Source organism: Romboutsia sp. D33t1_170424_H2 (assembly GCF_015669105.1).
GTDB classification, from domain to species: Bacteria; Bacillota; Clostridia; order Peptostreptococcales; family Peptostreptococcaceae; genus Romboutsia_C; species Romboutsia_C hominis.
Genome location: NZ_JADOZQ010000003.1, coordinates 228286 through 249883, shown reverse-complemented (window position 1 = coordinate 249883; position 21598 = coordinate 228286). Strand labels below are relative to the sequence as shown.

Below are 21598 nucleotides of genomic sequence, written 5' to 3'. Positions count from 1 at the left end.
TGAATTTTAATATTAAAAAATGTATTAAAATAATTAGTTATAGACAAAATAATTTTTAAGATAGTAACAAAATAAAATGCAAATTAATATTTTATAAAGTAGAAGAAAAATATGAGGGGGCTAAATCATGGCAGGTAGAGTTAGGAAGTTATTCCCAGGTGGAAATACGGCAAATGGATCATTTAATTTTTTTGATAATATAATACCTCAAAATGTTAATAGAATCTTTTGCTTAAAAGGTGGACCAGGAGTTGGAAAATCATCATTTATGAAAAAAATAGCAAAAGAATTTATTGAAAAAGGGTATGATGTAGAGCTACACTACTGTCCATCAGATCCAAGCTCTTTAGATGGGGTTGTGATACTTAAATTAGGAGTAGTTCTGCTAGATGCAACTGCACCGCATATTGTAGACCCAAAAGACCCTGGTGCTATAGATGAAATATTAAATTTTGGTGAATATTGGGATGTAGAAAAATTAGAAAAAAATAAAGATACTATTGTAGAATGTGGAAAAGATATAAGTAACTCATTTAAAAGAGCATATAAGTATTTAAAAGCTGCTGAGTCAATTTATTATGATATAGAAGAAAAGTATAGAGATTGCATGGACTTTGGTCAAGTAAATCTAAAAATAGAGCATTTTATACACGATATATTTAAAGATTCTAGTAGTACTGGTATTTATAAATCACCAAGACATTTATTTGGAACAGCTATAACACCAGTCGGACATTTAGATTATGCAGATAGTATATTAAGTCAAGTTAATAAGGTATATCACTTGAAAGGTAATATAGGAACAGGTAAAACTACGTTTTTACGAAATATATGTGATAAAGCCATTCAAAAGGGAATGAATGTGGAAATTTTTCATTATCCACTTATTAAGGATAAGATTGAAACTGTAATAATAAAAGATTTAGATATAGGTATAACCGTAAGTAGTTTATTTGAAGGTAAGAATACTATAAATTTAAATGCTTACCTAGATGAAGAAAAATTAGAAAAATATATAGAAGAAATTAAGTTTGATAAAAAAGTATTTGATGAGCTATTAAATTATGCTATATCAAACTTAAAAAAGGCTAAGGCAAAGCATGATATTATAGAAGCATACTATGTGCCTAATATGAACTTTGATAAAATGGAAGAGTTAAAAGAAGAGATAATAAATAGAATTTTGAAGTATGAAGAATAATAAAAAAAGAGAAAGGCACAACGTGTCTTTCTCTTTTTTTATTAGAATTAAACTACATATTATTTAATATACTTAGAACTCTAAAGAGTTATTAAAAATATGGATGATATTATTAGAAATTAAATAACATAAAAATTAATTTATAGGGAGTATAGTTGTATGAAAGACAAATATATGTTGATAATATTAACTAGTATATATTAATAAGTAGCATGATGGCGATACTAATTAGAGAGTATCAAATTGGAAAAATTAATTATCAAGGTAAATTTGAGTATATAGGAGGTAAATAAAATAAAACTAAATAAAATTGAGAGTATATCTTTAAAAAATAAAATAATTAGAAACAAATACAAAGTGTTTAATATGAAACATAAACACATACAAAATGATGTAAAAGAAGAAGTTCTAAAAAGACCAGAAGAAGAATTGTACATAGGAAATAATATAAATTTAAATGAAACTTATGCAAGAGACATTTTTAAAAGTATATTAGACAAAGCTATAATAAAAAATGCTAGTGATATACACATAGAACCATTTAAAGAGCATATAATAGTTAGGTTAAGGATAGATGGATTCTTAGTAGAAGATATAAAAATAGAATATGAAGTATATCAACAACTATTAGTAGTAATAAAATTAGATACATTTATGAATATAACTGAAAAAAGATTACCTCAAGATGGTAGACTTGCCATTGAGGTAAAAGGTCAAGTGATTGATATTAGAGCATCAACTCTACCAACTGTTTATGGTGAAAAAATTGTTTTAAGAATATTAAATAGAAAGTCATTTCTAAAAAGAAAAGAAGAACTTGGATTTTCTAATAAAGCTATAGATAAGATAGAAAGTATTATAAATAAAAAGTCAGGGATATTATTAGTAACAGGATCAACAGGAAGTGGAAAAACCACAACAGTATACTCTATAATAAATGATTTAAAATGCACAAGTAAAAACATAGTGACTATAGAGGATCCTGTAGAGTACAAAATAGAAGGAGTAAACCAGATACAAGTAAATAATAAAGTAGGCTTGAGTTTTGAAAATGGATTAAGGTCTATATTAAGACAAGACCCAGATATAATTATAGTTGGAGAAATAAGAGATATAGAAACAGCAAAAATAGCAATAAAAGCAGCTACTACAGGCCATTTAGTGATAAGTACTATACATACTAAAGATGCAGTATCTGCCATATCTAGATTATTAGATATGGAAATACCACAATATTTGATAAGTGCATCTCTAATAGGAATTATATCTCAAAAGCTCATAAGAAAAGTATGTACCACTTGTATTATGCAGAAGGAAGTAAATGAATTAAACCAAACTAATGAGAAACATACAAATAGGGAGTGCGAAGAATGTAATGGATTGGGCTATAAAGGAAGAACTGCTATTTATGAAATACTAGAAATAGATAATGATATAAGAAAAGATATACAAAATATGCAAGATTATAACACCATAAAAGATACTGCAATAAAAAATGGCATGATAACATTTGAAGAAAGTGCAAAAGATTTAATCGATAATAATATAACTACTGAAGAAGAATACATAAGTTTAGAAATAGGTATTTAAAATTATAATTTATACAATAAACGAGGATAAAATGGATTCTAATATATATGAGGATTTTACTGAAAGTAAAGTAGTAAATAATAAAAATAAAAAGTTAAAAGAGAAATCATACAAATTAAAAGATAGAGAATTAAAAGATTTATGCAATGAAATGGGTATATTATTAGATTCAGGATGTCATATAATAAATGCATTTGAATTAATAAGAAATCAATCAAGCCCAAAGATAAGAAGAGTCATAAATAAAATAATACAAGATATACAAAAAGGTAATTCTATAAGTCAATCATTTCAAAATACAAATTCATTTTCAATGTTTTTTATAAGTACTATAAGAGCAGGTGAAGTTACTGGAAAGTTAGAATATGCTATGAATAATCTAGCTAAGTATTATGACAATCAATATAAGTCCAAGTCTAGGATAAAAAATATGTTGATATACCCAGCATTTGTTTGTATATCATTTTTAATCTCTGTAATAGTTGCAATAACTATGATAATACCAAATTTTGAATCTATTTTCATAGTAAATGATATAGATATTCCAGTATTAACAAAGGTACTTATAAATTTAGGAAAATTCTTCAGAAATAACTTTAGTACAATAATATTTGGTTTATTATCAATAGTATCTGGGATATTTTATTTATATAAATATACTTACACATTTAAAGCTATACTATATATAGTAGCATTAAGATTGCCAATAATAAGAGGTATAATAGAATTATTAGTGGCTAGTAGATTTTGTTCAACACTAAGGCTATTAATAGAAAGTGGTATACAGATAACTGAGGCAGTAGAAATATCTGCAAGAGTTATTGATAATAAATATATTTATAAAAAAATTTTAATTTCAATAGATCATATCAACAAAGGGAATAGTATTTCATATTCAATAAGCTTATCAAATATATTTCCAAAATCGCTCATAAGTATAATAAAAATAGGAGAAGAAAGTGGGCGATTAGATAGATGTTTAAAATCTAGCGAAGATCTATACACAAGCAAACTAAGTACAAAAATAGAGAAAGTAATCAAATCTATAGAACCTACAATAATAGTCATAATAGGTATTTTTGTGGGGGTATTTGCTATAGCAATGATAACTCCTATGTTTGATTTATCAAGTTCATTTTAAGAGGTGAAATTATGATTAATAAAAAAAGCAAAAAGAAGCAAGGATTCACACTAGTAGAAATGGTTATAGTTATAACTATTTTAGGAATATTATCTGGGATAGGATTTCTGAAGTTTGGAGAAGTTCAGCAGACGGCAAAAATTAATGCCGATAAGGTAGCAGCATCAGGTTTAGTTACGGCTACAAATTTAGCCATACAAAGTGGAGAAATTGAAATAAATAAAATAAATAATGAGACCGACATTATCCAAGAGTTAGTAACAAAAGGATTTATTACAGTAGCTCCAAGACCACAGAGCAAAGATAAAGAATCTAGTTTTAAGGTTGAAATATCTGAGAAGGGAGACGTATCAGTTTTAATTGATAAAGAACCTTTTTATCCAGAAAAAGAATCTTAAAAAATAGAATACAAAATAAAAAATAAGAACTATCTATAAATTTAGATAGTTTTTTTGTATATTAGGATAGATTTTGAAAAGAAAAACATATTTTAAGAAAGGATAGTGTATATATACAAAGTCTTATAAGATATTTAATAGTATTAAGTATAAAAATGACAAAATAAATATGAAGGAATATTTAAAAAATCTGTAGAAACACTATATATATCCAAAGGTCAATTTTATATACCAAAACTTAACAGTATACATAAATTTAATAAAATAATATGATATTTATAGAATCATTTAATAAAAAATGGTATAATAATAAATTGTACTTTAATCTAATATAAAAATGAAGGAGTGACAGTCACATTGTTAGGGAGAAATGAGTTATGCCCTTGTGGAAGTGGCAAAAAATATAAAAAATGCTGTTTAAATAAAGATGTTGTTATGGAGAGAGCTGAGAGAAAAGTTAGTTCTACACAAAAACAATATTCACAATTATATACAAGAATACAGGAATTTGCTAAACAAGATAAATTTAAAGAAGAATGTGAAAAAGCTAAGGAAATGTTCTATATAGTTGAGGATGAAGCAACTAATGAAAAATTCGAAAGATTCTTCAACACTTATTTTATCCAAGACCACATAATGGAAAATAAGAAAGTAATGACAGTTGAATTTTATGAAGAAAATAGAGATAACTTAACAACTCAAGATGTTGAAGTGTTAAGAAGCTTATTTGAATCTTACGTAAGCGTATATGAAGTTACAGAAATATTAGAAGGTAAAATAGTATTAAAAGACTGTTTAACTGAGAGAGAAATTTCAACAGAAGACATCAACTTATTAAAAGACTTTAAAGTTGGAAGTTGCATGATAGCTAGAATAGTTGAAATAGAAGGAACTAGTATACTAATAGATGTAACTATAAGCATATCTAATGCAGTTAAGGATGTAATATGCAATGATGTTAGATATCTATTCAATCAATATGAAGATCTATATAAAGATATGAAGACATTCTTAATACATCATACACACATATTATATAAGTATATGCAACAATTACTTGATCCAAGTATAGCAGAATATTTAAAAGAACAAAAAGAATCAAAAATGAAAAAAGTACAAGAAGAAGTAGCTTTAACTTCTGAAGATGGACAAGAAGATGATTGTAAAGTATGTTCTGTTCTTAGACAAAATGTTGAAGCTGAGCATATAGATGCTTGTGTATCATTCTGGAAAGAGTATACAAAAACAAACTCAGATGTTAAAGGATCTGAAAACGGATGGGCAGCTGCTGTTGAATACCACATAAAGAAAAATGCTGGTGAAAGTATAACACAAGCTCAAATATCTAAGAAGTATGAAATAAGCCCTAGTACATTAGGAAAAAGATATAAAGACCTTAAAGTATCTTAATAAAAAGCATAAACTAAAATTTTAGGAATTATATTTAAATATAATTCCTAAAATTTTATCCAAAAATATAAAAATATCTGTATAAATTTTATATTTTTTATTAAAAAAAGGTTTTAATATGTTCAAATAATGTATAAAATAAAGATATAAAATATACAGAAAGAGGTACATGTATGAGTCTTAAGTTAGGAAGCGCAATTGCCGTATCAACAAATTACATAAAATCTAATCCAGCAGTTCCTGTGTATAATGGAGAAGAAAATCCAAATAACCTTTATGCGGTTATTTATCATATAGAAATAGGATATAATGAATCTAGTGTTCAAAAAACTAAACAATATATAATAATAGATTATAAGGAATTTGACTTATCTCAAGATAAGAAAAATGAATTAATAGAAATAGGAAAAGAATACTGTAAAAATAAAGGTATATCTGAAAATGATGAATTACAAATAGCTCTTTTAGATGATAATGAAGAAGCTGAAATATTCTTAGAAAAAATATTCAACAATATGAAGGTTATAAGAGGACTTATAACTAAAAAGGACTAACAATATGAATTTAGCAGGTATAGAAGAAATAACACCTTTTGAAGGTGTAACAGAATTTAAAATTTATAAATACGACGATAGAATAGACTTAAGTGATAAAGAACAATTTATATGTGATCTAAAATTAGTTAGTATTAAAGTTAATCCTATTTATGTAGAGAAAATAGGTAAATCAATGGATATGTTAGCTTTAGTGAAAAATGTAAACCCCAAATTAGATAAATCAAGTATAAAAGAAGATATTAAAGCGTTTATATTAGATGAAATTTGGGAAGAAAGTCTAAAAAAAGAGAATATAGATGTAATATTTATAGAAAGCTAGGTATATACCCTAGCTTTTATATTGTTTAATGTATTTTTAGATATAAAGAAAAATACAAAATATTAAAACTTAAATAGGAGGAAAGTTATGTTAAGAGTATCTAATTTAAAAATAAGCATAAATGAAGATATATTAGTATTAAAGAAACTTATATTAAAAAAATTGAAAATAAAAGAAAAAGACCTTATAAAGTACACTATATATAAAGAATCTATAGATGCAAGAAGAGGGAAGATTGATTTTGTGTACACTGTAGATGTAGAGGTTAAAAATGAAGATAAATTAATAAAAGCTAATATAAAAGATGTAATAAAATTAAAAGAGACAAGATATATAGGAGTTCAAACAGGAGAAGTAAAATTAAAGCATAGACCTGTAATAATAGGTAGCGGTCCAGCTGGATTATTTGCAGCACTTTTATTAGCACAAAGAGGATATAATCCACTTCTTTTAGAAAGAGGGTTAGACGTAGACCAAAGAACTAAAGATATATATAATTTTTGGACTAACAGAAAGTTTAAAAATAATTCTAATGTACAATTTGGGGAAGGTGGAGCAGGAACTTTCTCAGATGGTAAGCTTACTACAAGGATAAAAGATATAAGATGTAGAAAAGTTCTAGAAGAACTTGTTAATTTTGGTTCTCCAAACGAAATATTATACTCTCATAAGCCACATGTAGGGACAGATATATTAAAGGGTGTAGTTAAGAATATAAGAAATGAAATAATAAGAATTGGCGGAGAAGTTAAGTTTGATGCTAAGGTTACAGATATTGAAATTGAAAATGGAGAGATAAAATCAGTAGTAGTAAATGATGTGGAAAAAATAGAATCAGAAGTTATAATACTTGCAATAGGTCATAGTGCAAGAGATACTTATAAAATGTTAAATAAAAGAGGTGTAAAAATAATTCAAAAACCTTTTGCTATAGGAGCGAGAATTGAGCATCCTCAGGAATTGATAAATAAGTCTCAGTACAAAGAGTATTATAATCATCCTAGATTAGGTGCAGCAGACTATAGACTTATAGATCACGCATCAAATGGTAGAACTGCATATACATTCTGTATGTGCCCAGGAGGTACTGTAATAGCCTCAGCATCTAATGAATTTGAAGTAGTAACAAATGGTATGAGTGAGCATGCAAGAGATCAGGTAAATGCAAATAGTGCTTTCTTAGTAAATGTGCTTCCTGAAGACTTTGGAAGTGATGATCCATTAGCAGGAGTATATTTCCAGGAGAAATATGAAAGACTAGCTTATGAATTAGGTGGAAAAAATTATAATGCTCCAGCTCAACTTGTAGGAGATTTTTTAAATGATAAAGTATCTACATCATTAGGTAGTATAGAACCATCATATAAACCAGGAATAGAGTTTGTCGACTTAAGAGAATGCCTTCCGGAGTTCGTAACTACAACTATGAAAGAATCATTAATTTCTTTAGATAAAAGATTAAATGGATTTGCTATGCATGATGCAGTTTTAACAGGTGTGGAAACTAGATCATCAGCTCCTATAAGAATAGTTAGAGATGAGGAAACTTTAGAGTCTGTAAATGTTAAAAATCTATATCCATGTGGAGAAGGCGCAGGATATGCAGGTGGTATAGTTACAGCTGCAGTAGATGGAATAAAGTGTGCAGAAAAAATTATAATGAAATATTCAAATATATAAGTAAAAATACTATGAACTAATTCAATTCTAGTTCATAGTATTTTTTTATAGATAAATAGAATTTATTATAAATTATGGTTAAAATTTTAACGATTGATAATTATTAAACTGTAAAATTATTAAAAAAATACATAAATATAATAGTATAAATAATGAATAAATAGAAATTATACTAAGATTGTAAAATATGATTATAATATGTATATGAATAAATAATTTACTTGTTATTTTTTTATTAATGTAATCTATATTTTATGTTATAATTTCATTATACTAAAAAAAGAAGAGAGGTACGTTTATGGGAACTATAAAGTTTGATTATAGTAAGGCATTAGGTTTTTTTAAACAACATGAAATCGATTGTATGCAAACGTATGTAGATGCAGCACACCGTATGATACATGAAAAAACTGGTTTAGGAAATGATTTTTTAGGATGGGTAGAACTTCCAAATAATTATGATAAAGAAGAGTTTTCTAGAATAAAAAAAGCAGCCGACAAGATAACGTCAGATTCAGATGTATTGCTAGTTATAGGTATAGGGGGTTCTTACCTGGGAGCTAGAGCAGCAATTGAAATGGTAAGTCATTCTTTTAGAAACAATTTAGAAAGAGAAGATAGAAAATCTCCTCAAATATATTATGTAGGTAATAATATAAGTTCAACATATATGATGGACTTATTAGATGTTATAAAAGATAAAGATGTATCTATAAATGTAATATCTAAATCAGGTACAACAACAGAGCCTGCTATTGCATTTAGAATATTTAAAGATTTCTTAGAAAAGAAATATGGAAAAGAAGAAGCAAGTAAAAGAATATATGCAACAACAGATGCTAAAAAAGGTGCTTTAAGACAATTAGCAAATGAAGAAGGATACGAAACATTTATAATACCTGATGATGTGGGTGGTCGTTTCTCTGTATTAACACCAGTAGGATTATTACCTATAGCTTGTGCAGGTCTTGATATAGATGCAATGATGAAGGGTGCTCAAGATGCATCACAAGAGTTTAAAGCATCAGATTTAAAAACTAACTACAGTTATCAGTATGCAGTTGTCAGAAATATTTTACATAGAAAAGGCAAAGATGTAGAAATGCTAGTTAACTATGAGCCACAATTACATTATGTAGCTGAGTGGTGGAAGCAATTATATGGAGAAAGTGAAGGAAAAGATAACAAAGGAATATTCCCAGCATCAGTAGACTTTTCAACAGATTTACACTCAATGGGTCAATATATTCAAGAAGGAAAAAGAATATTATTTGAAACTGTTCTTAATGTAGAAAAGTCAAAGAGAAATATAACTATAGAAGAAGCTGATGTAGATTTAGATGGATTAAATTATCTAGCAGGTAAAACAGTAGACTTTGTTAATAAAAAAGCGTTTGAAGGTACAATGCTTGCTCATACAGATGGACAAGTTCCTAACTTAATAATAAACATACCTCAATTAGATGAATATAACTTTGGATATCTTGTTTACTTCTTTGAAAAGGCATGTGCATTAAGTGGATACTTATTAGGGGTAAATCCATTTAATCAACCAGGAGTTGAAGCATATAAGAAAAATATGTTTGCTCTTTTAGGCAAGCCAGGATTTGAAAAAGAAAAAGAAGAATTAGAAAAAAGACTTTAATCAGTTAAGGTTAAGTTAAGAATATAGTAATATAATAAAATCATCAGTAAATAGTTATCTATCTGCTGATGATTTCTTTTTATCTATTGAATCGAAAGTATATAGGTATTAAGAATATTATAGAGTTAAAAGTATAAACAATATAAAGTAAGTAAAAACTAAATATTATGATTAATATATGGGAGGTATTTATATGTCAAATAAGAAAGGCATAGGATTGATAGTAATAGTTTGTATAATAACTGGGGTATTAAGTAGTTTATTCACAGTAGTATTGATGAAAAATAACTTAGTAAGTTCAACAAAAGAAAATTCTACACAAATAGTTGTGAATAATAAGGGAAAAAGTCAAAATGTGTATCATGCCGTAACTGATAAAGCAATGCCATCAGTAGTAGGAATTACAACAACAACGATAGATAATAATAATATTTTTGCTATACCTACACAAAGCCAAGGGGTTGGTACAGGTGTAATAGTTGATGCAAATGGATACATATTAACAAATTCGCATGTTGTTTCAGATGGGAAAGCATCAGATGTTAATGTACTTTTCAATGATGGATCTACATCACAAGGAAAAGTATTATGGAATGACTCTAATTTAGATTTAGCAATGGTTAAGGTAGATAAAAAAGGGTTAACTCCAGCAGAATTAGGAAATAGTGATGATGTTAGAACTGGAGATATATCAATAGCTATAGGTAATCCATTAGGTCTTGAGTTCCAAAAGAGTGTTACACAAGGTATAATAAGTGGATTAGATAGAACTATCAAAACAGAAAAATCTAACATGACAGGGCTTATGCAAACAGATGCTAGTATAAATCCAGGAAATAGTGGAGGACCATTATTAAATGAAAAAGGTCAAGTAATAGGTATAAACACAGCTAAGGCATCACAGGCAGAAGGTTTAGGATTTGCAATACCTATAAATACAGCAAAACCAATAGTAGAACAAATAATAAAAAATGGTAACTTTGAAAAAGTTACTTTAGGAATAAGTGGAGCAGACTTACAAATGTTTGAAGCATCAACAGGAACTGATTTAGCAGCAGAAGATGGCGTATATGTAGTAGAAGTTATGGACAACAGTGCAGCTAAAAAGGCAGGTATACAAGCAGGAGATGTTATTGTTAAAGTTGGAAATGATAAAGTAAGTACAATGTCAGATTTAAATAAAGCTTTATATCAATATTCTTTAGGGGATAAATCTGAAATTACAGTAAATAGAGGTGGAAAAGAAGTAAAATTACAAGTTAATTTTTAATAAATAAAGGGTGAATCTAAGATTCACCCTTTATATTTTTATACTAAATTATATTTAATTTCTATTTAGCTTTACTTTTAACTTGTGATGGACAAGATCCGCTACTAGCGCATCCAGAGCATCCACTACAACCAGAAGATACATTTTTAGAAGTAAACTTTCTAAATATGAATATAACTGATATAGCTATTATTAATCCACCAACTGCAAGTTCCGCAATTGAGCTACCAGATTCTACTGCAAATAAAGTTCCTCCGATTATTCTAACTATAAATGCACCAATCCATGCAATTACAAATTGATATATAAATGATATCCACATCATTTTGCTTCCGTACTCTTTTTTCATTGTAGCAAGAGCTGCAATACAAGGAGTATATAATGATGTAAACACTAAGAATCCATATGCACTAAGGGCAGTGAATACTGTTGGTAAAACAACCTTTAAATCACCATAAAGTACACCCATAGTATTAACAACTATTTCTTTAGCTCCAAGACCTGTAAGTATAGATACAGCAGCTTTCCAATCACCAAATCCTAATGGTGCAAATATAGGAGCTATTAAATGTCCTGCATAAGCTAAGAAACTGTTATTTAAATCTGGTGTATATCCACTGAAGTTAAATGATGATAAAACCCAAATTACAACTGACATTGCAAACATAACAGTAATTACTTTAGTTAAGAATCCTTTTGATTTACTCCAAGCATTTTTAAATAAAGAACCTATAGTAGGTAATTTATACTCAGGAAGTTCTAGTATAAAAGGTTCAACTTCTGCATTAAAAGCAGTTTTATTTAATATAAAAGCTATTATTATAGCTACTACAATTCCTAATAAATAAAGAGATAAAGTAACTAATGCAGCATTTTTAGGGAAGAATATACCAACAAATAATGCATATATAGGTAATCTAGCACTACAAGTCATAAGTGGAGCTATAAGCGCTGTTACTTTTCTATCTTTTTCGCTTTCTAATGTTCTAGTTGCCATTATAGCAGGAGAAGAACATCCAAATCCCATAACCATAGGTATAAATGCTTTACCAGATAGGCCAACTTTTCTCATTATGTTATCCATTAAGAAAGCTGTTCTTGACATATAACCACTGTCTTCTAAGAATGACATACCAAAGAATAAAGCAAATACTAGAGGGAAGAAAGGTAAAGTACCTCCAACACCACCAATTATACCGTCTATAATTAATGATCTAAACCAAGGACTAGCATTAGCTAATAAAACATCAGCAGGGCCTGCTACATATGTTTCTATTAAACCACCTAATCCTTCTTGTAAAGGACCTCCAACCCAATCAAATGTAAATTTGAATAATAACATTAGTGCGGCTATAAATATAGGGTAAGCTAAAACAGGATTTAATACAAACTTATCTATTTTATCAGTGATAGTTTTTTTATTGTTATGAGGTAGATTACAACATCTACTTAATATATCTTCTATTTCTTTATAAGTTTCACTTTCAGATCCGAAATTAGTATTATAATTAGGTTTATTGTTAGCGACTTTTCTTATAGCAGGAGCTATTTTATCAGTTCCTTCTTTCTTTTTAGCTATTATAGGAATTACTGTCATATTAAGTTCTCTAGATAGTTTATCCACATCTATATGAATTCCTTTAGTCTCAGCTACATCCACCATATTAAGAAGAAGTATTATAGGCTTTTTAAATTCCATAAGTTGAGTTGTTAAGTAAAGGTTTCTAGATAAACTAGATGCATCAACTACATTTACTATAACATCTACATTTCCTTCTTCTAAAAATCTCTTTGATACTTTTTCTTCATTAGAGAAAGTATCCATAGCATAAATACCAGGTAAGTCTACTATATTAATATCTTTTTCTAAAATACCTTCTTTTTTATCTATAGTAACTCCAGGCCAGTTACCAACGTGTTGGTTAGCACCTGTAAGCAGATTGAAAACCGTAGTTTTACCAACGTTAGGGTTTCCAAGTAACGCAACGTTAATCATTTTATCACTTCCTTATTTTAATGTAATGTTTTTAGCGTCAGATTTTCTTATAGCAAGATCTAATCCTCTAAATCTAACTACTATAGGGTCTCCTAAAGGAGCAATTTTTTTTACTTCTATTTCCGTATTATTTATACATCCTAAAGCTAATAATCTCTTAGCTAATTTTTCGTTTCCATTTATATTATTAATAGTACCTCTTTGACCTACTTTTAAATCGTAAACAGTCATTTTTATACCTCCTAATGAAATTCATTATCACTTAAATTGTATCAATAATGATTTTGATTGTCAACTAATAACTAATATTTAAGAATAAATATTTTCGTACAGTAAGAAAACTGATGAAATAAAATTAAATTGGTTAAAAAATAACGTTTTACCGCTATAATATTGACAAATAATGGTTTTATTTGTTATTATATAATTGAAATTATATAAATTTGTAATAGTGGTGATGATATGGCTAATGGTGAGTTAGAAGCATTAAAAAAAGAAATAGAAGCACTAAGAGATGAGATTAATACTTATATAGAATATCCAGAGATATTTAAAGAAGAGATAGTCGATACGAGTAATAAGATAGATATATTAATAAATAAGTATATGAATTTGAGTAATAAGTAACCCACATTAAAGTGGGTTTTTTTATACTCAAAAATCATATGTTCATCCTTAATATTGTATATGTTTAGTACAAAGTGAGAATATTAAATAATTATATGATTTAATAACAAAATTAATTTGTAAGGATGATATTTATTATGATAGGTAGTTTTTTAAGATCAATAGCAATTATAGCAGCATCATATTCAATATTGAAACTTATACAATATAGTCTTAACAAGATATGTAAAATAACTAAATTTGATGTAAGATACGAAAATACCCTTTGTAGCGTATTATCATCAATTTCTTATTACATCATATTCTTGACAAGTACAGTTCTCATATTAAGGGAATTTCAAATAGTGGATATAACTAAATTTGGGACATTAGTTACTGGTGCTAGTATAGTAGGTATACTAGCAGGGGTTGCATCTCAAAGTATATTAAAAGATATATTTAATGGATTTTTTGTATTATTTGAAAAGCAAATGCAAGTAGGAGATTTTGTAATAATAAATGAAACTTTTAGAGGAACTATAGAAGAAATAGGAGTTAGAAGCACTAGTTTAAGGGATTGGGATTTAAAAAGAATTACTATTCCAAATGGTAGTATAAGTAGCATAAGAAATTTTAGCAAGGAGAGAATGAGGGTTGTAGTACATGTAAGGGTACCTTATGAAGAGGATCCAATGAAGGTGCTAGAATCTTTAGAAGAAGTATGCAATATAATGAATGAACAATATAAAAATTATCTATTTAAATTACCATCAGGTAAACCTAAAGGTCCTTTTAATGTATATGGAGTAACAGATATAGAAGATAGTCCAGTGGGAGCAAAATATACAATAACAGGTATAGTATATTCTTATAAGTATTTTAATGCACTTAGAGATACTAAATTACAGATACTTATTGTATTTAGAAATAACAAAGTACGAATAGCTTACCCGACACATATAAATATATTACACAACGATAATGAATATAGAGGAGATTTTTAGAGTATAAATATTTCTTATATATTGTTTATATGAAATAGGGGGGGATTTGAGTGGCAGACCATAAAGAAGTGATTCTGAGGTTACTTATAGCGTTAGTTATAGGGGGGTTAACAGGGCTTGAAAGAGAAAAGTCACATCAATTTGCAGGATTTAGAACACACATCTTAGTATCTGTTGGCTCATGTATAACAGCAATAACATCTTTGTATTTATTTTTTGATTATAGAGAATATGCTAATGTTGATCCTGCAAGATTAACTGCACAGGTATTATCAGGAATTGGTTTTTTAGGTGCAGGTGCTATACTAAAAACCTCAAATGGAATAAGAGGATTAACGACTGCCGCAGGTATATGGGCAACTGCATGTATTGGTATAACAATAGGGTATGGATATTATGTCTTAAGTATAAGTGCTTGGCTATTTGTTATGATAACACTATACATATTGAAGAATATAGACAAAATACTTTTTAGAAAAAAATATACTATTTTTAATGTTGTTATAGATAACATGGGAAGTATATCTATGCTATATTCAATCTTTAAAAAATCTCAAATAGAAGTTAAAAGTATTGATATAGAAGCTGAGGGAGAATCCCTTTGGAAATTGAGCTTTTTTCTAGTTCATGATAGAAGAATAATAGTAGATGAGTTAGTAAAAGAATTGAATATGTTAAAAAATATAATAAGTGTAGATTATTTACACTAAAATAATATAGAATAAGTATAATTAAAAATTTAGGTTGAGGTGTATAAATTGACAAAAAAAATAAGAATAATAACAGATGGATCATGCGATTTTCCACAGGAAGTATTAGATAGAGCAAGACCAGATGTAGTAGGAATAAATGTAGCTTTTGGAGAAGATAGTTATATAGGGGGAATTGATATAGATTCTGAAACTTTCTATAAAAAAATGAAAGAAAGTAAAGAATTACCTAAAACTTCAAGTCCATCTCCAGATAGATTTTTAGAGCTTTATAAAGGTGATGATGAAGAGCTTTTAGTATTTACATTAACTTCTAAGCTATCTAGCACTTATAATAATGCTGTTTTAGCTAAAGAAATGTACTTAGAAGAAAATCCATATAAAAGAATTGAAGTTATAGATAGTGCAAGTGGGTCTATTGGGGTTGCATCAATGATATTAAAATGCAGCGAACTTATAGATGCTGGTAAAAATATGGATGAAATACTAGAGCACATAGAAAGATACAAAGAAGAAATTGTATTCTTTGGAGCTTTAGAAACATTAGAAAATGCAATAAAAGGTGGTAGAATAAACAAAGTTGCTGGAAAGATAATAAATGCATTAAACTTTAAAGTTATAATAAAAATAGAAGATGGTCTTGTTAAACCTATAGACAAAGCAAGAGGCGGAAGTAATAGTATAAAAAAAGCCTTAGAGTATGTAGAAAACAATGTAGGACACCAAGATGAAAAAACAGTTATAATAGGTCATGCTAATTGTATAGATAAAGCAGAAAAAATAAAGAGCATAGTAGAAGGAAATCTAAACTTCAAAGAAGTATTAATAGCAGAGATAGGTCCTATAATGGGAACGTTCACATCTGAAGGTGCTATATTAGTATCTGTTTTATAGTATATATTAGGTAATATTTACTCAAAATATTAGTATAAAAATTTTTACATTAATAGTGTAATAAGAATATTAGATTTAAGAACCATAAACTCTAGATAAAAATTAATATATTAAAGGAGAAAAGCTATGGGATTAGATAGAAGTAAAATAGAAGATAAATTCAAATGGAATTTAGAGCAGATGTATAAGAATAAAGATGAAGTAGAAAAAGACATAAGTAAGGTTAAAGAACTTATACAAAAGGCTAAAGAATACAAAGGAAAGCTAGCAGAGAGTTTTGAGAATTTATATAACGCACTAAATATATCAGAACAAGCATCAAGACTTTTACAAAACTTATATGTATATACTCATATGAAGCAACATGAGGATACAAGAATAAATGAAAATCAAGGTTTAGCTACAAAAACAGATATGTTAGCTACTGAATTATCTACAGCTACATCTTATATGGTACCTGAAATAATAGCCATAGAAGAGGAGAAGTTAAAAGAATTTATGAAGGATGAAAAATTATCTTTCTATGAAAAACATATAAAAGAAATTTTAAGAGAAAAGCCACATACATTAAGTGAATCAGAAGAAGAAATATTAGCTGCAGCATCTGACATAACTAAAGTATCAGAAGATGTATATGATATGTTTTCTTTTGCAGACTTAGAATTTCCAGAAATAGAAGATGAAGAAGGTAATAAGGTTAAACTTACACACTCTAATTACTCTGTATTTTTAAAGAGTAAGAATCCTAGAGTTAGAAAAGATGCTTTTGAAGCTATGTACTTAGTATATGGTAAATATAAAAATACATTTGCATCAACGTTATATGGAGGCATAAAGTCAGAAATATTCTACTCTAAAATAAGAAAATACAAATCAGCACTAGAGGCATCATTATTCCAGGATGATATAAGTGTGGATGTATATAATAATCTTATAAAAGCTGTAGATGAAAGTTTACCAACACTAAATAAATATGTAGATCTAAAGAAAATGTTTTTAGGATTAGAAGAAATACATATGTATGATTTATATGTTCCTTTAACTGACAAATTTGATATGAAGATAACTTATGAAGAGGCTAAGGAAATAATATTAAATGCTTTAAAACCATTAGGAGATGAATACTTAAAGCTAATACAAAGAGCCTTTGATGAAAGATGGATAGATGTATATGAGAATGAAGGTAAGCAAGGTGGAGCGTATTCTTGGGGTAGTTACGATTCTCATCCATACATATTAATGAGTTATAAAGATGATTTAAATTCTTTATTTACGTTAATACATGAATTAGGTCACTCTATGCATAGTTACTACTCAAGAACTACTCAGCCATATATATATTCAAGCTACAAAATATTCGTAGCAGAAGTTGCATCTACTCTAAATGAGCTATTATTAATAAACTATTTATTAGAAAATTCTAAGTCTAAGGAAGAAACATTATATCTTCTAAATTATTATTTAGAGCAATTTAGAACAACTGTATATAGACAGACTATGTTTGCTGAATTTGAAAAAATAACTCATGAAAGTGTTGAAAGTGGAGAGCCATTAACGGCAAAAGAGTTTACTGATATATATTATAAATTAAATGAGAAATACTACAAAGAATCTTGTGTGGTTGATGAGCAAATAGGATTAGAGTGGGCTAGAATACCTCATTTTTATTCAAACTTCTATGTATATAAATATGCAACAGGATTCTCAGCGGCAAGTGCTTTAAGTAAACAAATACTTGAAGAAGGTAAGCCAGCAGTAGAAAGATATATAGAATTTTTAAAGAGTGGAGGGTCTGAATATCCATTAGATCAACTAAGAAAAGCTGGAGTAGACATGGAGAAAAAAGAATCTGTTGAAGAAGCTCTACAAATATTTAAAGGACTAGTTGATAAATTAGAAAAAGAATATAAAGGATAAAACAGAACATTAAAAAGGCTTAAGTTATTAATAACTTTAAGCCTTTTTATAGTTTGAGCAATATATATTTAAGTGTTTCGTGGAAGCATCGCTTAAGGCGAATTTAAAGTCATGTTGTTGGTGAAATGAACTATATTGAATTTTACTTTTTCTTAACATAATTTACATCCCTTTAACTTGTTCATAATATTTACTTAACAAAATAACTGTAATATTAAAGTATAAAGAAAAGCAAAATAAACAAAGAATTGTAGCATAAATATGAATAAAAATTAAAGTAAATTATCAAATACATATGGAGGGAATATTATGTTCAAGAAAAAAATAGCAGTTTTATTATCAAGTACAATATTAGTAGGAAGTTTAGCAGTAGGATGTGGGTCAAGCTCGGAATCAAATGGAGATAAGATTACAATGTCAGGTTCAACTTCAGTAGGGCCAGTAGTAGAGATACTAGCACAAGATTTTCAAAGTAAGAATGAAGGTGTATCTATAGAAGTTCAGCAATTGGGATCTTCAGCAGGTATAAAAAATGCAATAGATGGAACATCTCAAATAGGTATGGCATCTAGAGATTTAAAGGATGAAGAAAAGCAAGCAGGATTAAAGGAAACTGAAATAGCATTAGATGCTATAGCAGTAATTACTAATAAATCAAATGAAGTAAAAGATTTAAGTATTGAGCAAATAAAGGATATATACACAGGGAAGATAAATAACTGGAAAGAAGTTGGAGGAAAAGATGCTCCAATAGTAGTAGTATCAAGAGAAGATGGATCAGGAACTAGAGGGGCTTTTGAGGAAATAGTTGGATTTGAAGCAGATGAGTTAACTCAAGATGCACAAATAAGTGATGGATCAGGAAATATAAAATCTACAGTAGAAGGTAATGAAAATGCAATAGGATATATATCATCTTCATATGTTGATGATAAAGTAAAACAATTGACAGTAGAAGGACAAGAATTAACAGTAGAAAATGTTAAGGATAAGAAATATCCTCTAGCTAGACCATTTTTACTAGTTAGTAAAGAAGAAAATATTACTGAAAAAGGAAATGAATTTGTAGAGTTCATATTAAGTGAAGAAGGTCAGAAAATAGTAGAAGGTGAAGGGCTTATAAGCATAAAATAAATATCCTCATTATTTTAAGAAAAAAGGCACATATAGTTATGTGTCTTTTTTCTATTTTAATATGCTAAGTGATTGGAAATTATCTGATCTATGAAAATTTCTAATTTTAAATTGCCAAATTGAGTAACAGACGTATTCATAGTAAGTGTACTAACATATCATTGGTGAAATTAAGCAAATTTTTACATAAATTTAACGAAAACATAAAAAGTAAAATCTATGTTAAAAAAATGCCTTTTATTTTACTTCAAGTTAACGGAAATCTAATATGGATTTAACCTAGAAATAATACTATATGTGTGTAAGGAATAATAAAAAATAATGAATAAGAAATATATTGAGGATTTTTGAGGAGGATTTTTATGTTAGTTAAGTCTCGTATAGTAAGCATAGAACAAAGAGACAATAAAAATAGCAACAACAAGAATAAATATATAGCAGAGAAAATATCTAAGAACGTATTTATGATAAGTGCATTAATAGCAGTTGCAAGTTTACTTTTAATAATAGGATTTGTATTCTATAAAGGTTTAACACCATTTTTATTTAAAGATTATTCATTTATAGAATTTATAACTGGAAGTAAATGGATACCAAGTGCAGATAAATTTGGAATTTCATCAATGGTAGTTGCATCATTAATTGCAACGACAGGAGCTTTAATAATAGGAGTACCAGTAGGTATACTTACAGCAGTATTTATAGCTGAACTAGCTCCAAAAAAATTAGCTAAAATAATATCTCCAGCAGTTGAACTATTAGCAGGTATACCATCAGTTTTATATGGAATATTTGGTTTAGCAGTTATAGTACCAGCAATACAAAACATATTTAATTTACCAAAAGGCCAAAGTTTATTGGCAGTGATAATAGTTTTAGCAATTATGATGTTACCTACTATTATCTCGGTATCTGAAACAGCAATAAGAGCAGTACCAAAGGCATATAAAGAAGGTTCATTAGCATTAGGTGCATCGAATATAGAGACAATATTTAAAGTTGTATTACCAGCTGCAAAGTCAGGAATATTAGCAGCAGTTATACTTGGAATAGGTAGAGCATTAGGTGAAACTATGGCAGTAATACTTGTTGCAGGGAACTCTCCAGTAATGCCATCATCTCTAATGGATAGTGTAAGACCACTTACTACAAACATAGCACTAGAGATGGGATATGCATTTGGGACACATCAAGAAATGTTATTTGCAACAGGAGTTGTATTATTCACGTTTATATTAATCTTAAATATAGTATTAAACAAAGTTTCAAATAAGGCGGTAGATTAGCATGAGAAAATTTAAAGAAAATATATTAAAAACATCAGTTTATTTATCTGCGGCATTTACAGTAACAACATTAATTGTGATAGTCGGATATATATTTATGCAAGGTATAAAAGGAATAAATCCATCATTCTTATTTAGTGATTATTCGCCAATGGGTGGTGGAGGAATACTACCGATGATAGTATCCACAGTTTATATGGTACTTTTATCAATAATAGTGGCAACGCCAATAGGTATATTATCAGCAATATATCTACAAGAGTATGCTAAAAAAGGAAGATTAGTAACAATAATAAGATTTGCGACTGAGAGTTTAGCAGGTATACCATCAATAATATATGGATTATTCGGGGGAATATTTTTTGTAGTTACCTTAGGAATGAAGTACTCAATACTTTCAGGGGCATTGACAGTAGCAATAATTATATTGCCAGTAATAATAAGAACAACAGAGGAATCTTTAAAGACAGTACCACAAAGTTATAGAGAAGCATCATTAGCTTTAGGTTCAACTAAGTTCCAAACCTTATATAAAGTAGTACTTCCCAGTGCAATACCAGGGATACTATCAGGAGTTATATTATCAGTGGGTCGTGTTATCGGAGAATCAGCGGCTATATTATTAACAGCAGGAACAGTTGCACAAATGCCAGGAACTATATTTGATAGTGCTAGAACATTAACAGTTCATGCATATTTACTTACAAAAGAAAAAGGAGATATACAAGGAGCAGCAGCTATAGGAATTGTGTTAATAATAATGGTACTAATATTAAATACATTAGCTAAAGTAGTGGCTAAGAAATTAAATAAAGCAAATTACTAAGAAATTTTACGAGG

20 protein-coding genes are annotated in these 21598 nt (G+C 28.1%); 18 read left to right on the top strand and 2 right to left on the bottom strand.

Annotated elements, in window-relative coordinates:
- The first annotated feature begins 127 nt into the window (after nt 1-127).
- The 10 genes from I4U66_RS05915 to htrA all read left to right on the top strand — a co-directional run bounded on the left by I4U66_RS05915 (nt 128) and on the right by htrA (nt 11211).
- A complete protein-coding gene (locus I4U66_RS05915; RefSeq protein WP_195928597.1) occupies nt 128-1201 on the top strand; it encodes a PRK06851 family protein in 1074 nt (357 codons plus the stop codon).
- 366 nt (nt 1202-1567) lie between these two features.
- Entirely contained in the window at nt 1568-2791 is a 1224-nt protein-coding gene (locus tag I4U66_RS05910) for a GspE/PulE family protein (RefSeq protein WP_092922383.1), read from the top strand.
- A 31-nt stretch (nt 2792-2822) separates the two neighbouring features.
- Nucleotides 2823-3932: a type II secretion system F family protein gene (locus tag I4U66_RS05905; protein WP_092922386.1), complete on the top strand. Its 1110-nt coding sequence runs from the start codon at nt 2823-2825 to the stop codon at nt 3930-3932.
- Between the two features lie 11 nt (nt 3933-3943).
- Nucleotides 3944-4330, top strand: coding sequence for a prepilin-type N-terminal cleavage/methylation domain-containing protein (locus tag I4U66_RS05900; RefSeq protein ID WP_092922389.1), 387 nt, complete (start codon nt 3944-3946; stop codon nt 4328-4330).
- A 357-nt stretch (nt 4331-4687) separates the two neighbouring features.
- A complete protein-coding gene (locus I4U66_RS05895; RefSeq protein ID WP_166504698.1) occupies nt 4688-5740 on the top strand; it encodes a YecA family protein in 1053 nt (350 codons plus the stop codon).
- Between the two features lie 173 nt (nt 5741-5913).
- A complete protein-coding gene (locus tag I4U66_RS05890) occupies nt 5914-6294 on the top strand; it encodes a hypothetical protein (protein ID WP_092922396.1) in 381 nt (126 codons plus the stop codon).
- Between the two features lie 4 nt (nt 6295-6298).
- A complete protein-coding gene (locus I4U66_RS05885; RefSeq protein ID WP_092922399.1) occupies nt 6299-6616 on the top strand; it encodes a hypothetical protein in 318 nt (105 codons plus the stop codon).
- A gap of 87 nt (nt 6617-6703) precedes the next feature.
- Nucleotides 6704-8296 carry an NAD(P)/FAD-dependent oxidoreductase gene (locus I4U66_RS05880; RefSeq protein ID WP_195928596.1) on the top strand — a complete coding sequence of 531 codons (1593 nt, stop codon included), beginning with the start codon at nt 6704-6706 and terminating at the stop codon, nt 8294-8296.
- Between the two features lie 298 nt (nt 8297-8594).
- Nucleotides 8595-9941 carry a glucose-6-phosphate isomerase gene (locus I4U66_RS05875; RefSeq protein WP_092922405.1) on the top strand — a complete coding sequence of 449 codons (1347 nt, stop codon included), beginning with the start codon at nt 8595-8597 and terminating at the stop codon, nt 9939-9941.
- 193 nt (nt 9942-10134) lie between these two features.
- Entirely contained in the window at nt 10135-11211 is a 1077-nt protein-coding gene (gene htrA, locus I4U66_RS05870; protein WP_092922408.1) for a serine protease HtrA, read from the top strand.
- Nucleotides 11212-11272: 61 nt separating this feature from the next.
- On the opposite strand, the gene feoB is transcribed toward htrA, so the two are convergent.
- Together feoB and I4U66_RS05860 are read right to left on the bottom strand one after the other, a co-directional pair.
- Nucleotides 11273-13207, bottom strand: a complete 1935-nt coding sequence (gene feoB / locus I4U66_RS05865) for a ferrous iron transport protein B (protein WP_195928595.1) — start codon at nt 13205-13207, stop codon at nt 11273-11275.
- A gap of 12 nt (nt 13208-13219) precedes the next feature.
- Nucleotides 13220-13438, bottom strand: coding sequence for a FeoA family protein (locus tag I4U66_RS05860; protein WP_092922414.1), 219 nt, complete (start codon nt 13436-13438; stop codon nt 13220-13222).
- A gap of 231 nt (nt 13439-13669) precedes the next feature.
- On the opposite strand from I4U66_RS05860, the gene I4U66_RS05855 reads away from it, so the two are divergent.
- From I4U66_RS05855 to pstA, 8 genes are all read left to right on the top strand, one after another.
- Entirely contained in the window at nt 13670-13834 is a 165-nt protein-coding gene (locus I4U66_RS05855) for an aspartyl-phosphate phosphatase Spo0E family protein (RefSeq protein WP_092922417.1), read from the top strand.
- Nucleotides 13835-13971: 137 nt separating this feature from the next.
- Nucleotides 13972-14817: a mechanosensitive ion channel family protein gene (locus tag I4U66_RS05850; protein ID WP_166504701.1), complete on the top strand. Its 846-nt coding sequence runs from the start codon at nt 13972-13974 to the stop codon at nt 14815-14817.
- A gap of 50 nt (nt 14818-14867) precedes the next feature.
- Nucleotides 14868-15527, top strand: a complete 660-nt coding sequence (locus I4U66_RS05845) for an MgtC/SapB family protein (protein WP_092922423.1) — start codon at nt 14868-14870, stop codon at nt 15525-15527.
- A 48-nt stretch (nt 15528-15575) separates the two neighbouring features.
- A complete protein-coding gene (locus tag I4U66_RS05840; protein WP_166504702.1) occupies nt 15576-16421 on the top strand; it encodes a DegV family protein in 846 nt (281 codons plus the stop codon).
- 126 nt (nt 16422-16547) lie between these two features.
- The gene (gene pepF, locus I4U66_RS05835; RefSeq protein ID WP_092922429.1) at nt 16548-18338 is read left to right on the top strand and encodes an oligoendopeptidase F; all 1791 of its coding nucleotides are present in this window, start codon (nt 16548-16550) and stop codon (nt 18336-18338) included.
- Between the two features lie 309 nt (nt 18339-18647).
- Nucleotides 18648-19472 carry a phosphate ABC transporter substrate-binding protein gene (locus I4U66_RS05830; protein ID WP_195238060.1) on the top strand — a complete coding sequence of 275 codons (825 nt, stop codon included), beginning with the start codon at nt 18648-18650 and terminating at the stop codon, nt 19470-19472.
- A gap of 362 nt (nt 19473-19834) precedes the next feature.
- On the top strand, nt 19835-20758 hold the full coding sequence (gene pstC / locus I4U66_RS05825; RefSeq protein WP_166504705.1) for a phosphate ABC transporter permease subunit PstC: 924 nt from the start codon (nt 19835-19837) through the stop codon (nt 20756-20758).
- Nucleotide 20759: 1 nt separating this feature from the next.
- Nucleotides 20760-21584, top strand: coding sequence for a phosphate ABC transporter permease PstA (pstA, locus tag I4U66_RS05820; RefSeq protein WP_092922438.1), 825 nt, complete (start codon nt 20760-20762; stop codon nt 21582-21584).
- Nucleotides 21585-21598: the final 14 nt, after the last annotated feature.

Excerpts from the sequence above, each read along its gene's own strand:
- I4U66_RS05915 (WP_195928597.1), top strand. The coding sequence starts at position 128 with ATGGCAGGTAGAGTTAGGAAGTTATTCCCAGGTGGAAATACGGCAAAT.
- I4U66_RS05910 (WP_092922383.1), top strand. The coding sequence starts at position 1,568 with ATGAAACATAAACACATACAAAATGATGTAAAAGAAGAAGTTCTAAAA.
- I4U66_RS05905 (WP_092922386.1), top strand. The coding sequence starts at position 2,823 with ATGGATTCTAATATATATGAGGATTTTACTGAAAGTAAAGTAGTAAAT.
- I4U66_RS05900 (WP_092922389.1), top strand. The coding sequence starts at position 3,944 with ATGATTAATAAAAAAAGCAAAAAGAAGCAAGGATTCACACTAGTAGAA.
- I4U66_RS05890 (WP_092922396.1), top strand. The coding sequence starts at position 5,914 with ATGAGTCTTAAGTTAGGAAGCGCAATTGCCGTATCAACAAATTACATA.
- I4U66_RS05885 (WP_092922399.1), top strand. The coding sequence starts at position 6,299 with ATGAATTTAGCAGGTATAGAAGAAATAACACCTTTTGAAGGTGTAACA.
- I4U66_RS05880 (WP_195928596.1), top strand. The coding sequence starts at position 6,704 with ATGTTAAGAGTATCTAATTTAAAAATAAGCATAAATGAAGATATATTA.
- I4U66_RS05875 (WP_092922405.1), top strand. The coding sequence starts at position 8,595 with ATGGGAACTATAAAGTTTGATTATAGTAAGGCATTAGGTTTTTTTAAA.
- htrA (WP_092922408.1), top strand. The coding sequence starts at position 10,135 with ATGTCAAATAAGAAAGGCATAGGATTGATAGTAATAGTTTGTATAATA.
- feoB (WP_195928595.1), bottom strand. The coding sequence starts at position 13,207 with ATGATTAACGTTGCGTTACTTGGAAACCCTAACGTTGGTAAAACTACG.
- I4U66_RS05860 (WP_092922414.1), bottom strand. The coding sequence starts at position 13,438 with ATGACTGTTTACGATTTAAAAGTAGGTCAAAGAGGTACTATTAATAAT.
- I4U66_RS05855 (WP_092922417.1), top strand. The coding sequence starts at position 13,670 with ATGGCTAATGGTGAGTTAGAAGCATTAAAAAAAGAAATAGAAGCACTA.
- I4U66_RS05850 (WP_166504701.1), top strand. The coding sequence starts at position 13,972 with ATGATAGGTAGTTTTTTAAGATCAATAGCAATTATAGCAGCATCATAT.
- pepF (WP_092922429.1), top strand. The coding sequence starts at position 16,548 with ATGGGATTAGATAGAAGTAAAATAGAAGATAAATTCAAATGGAATTTA.
- I4U66_RS05830 (WP_195238060.1), top strand. The coding sequence starts at position 18,648 with ATGTTCAAGAAAAAAATAGCAGTTTTATTATCAAGTACAATATTAGTA.
- pstC (WP_166504705.1), top strand. The coding sequence starts at position 19,835 with ATGTTAGTTAAGTCTCGTATAGTAAGCATAGAACAAAGAGACAATAAA.
- pstA (WP_092922438.1), top strand. The coding sequence starts at position 20,760 with ATGAGAAAATTTAAAGAAAATATATTAAAAACATCAGTTTATTTATCT.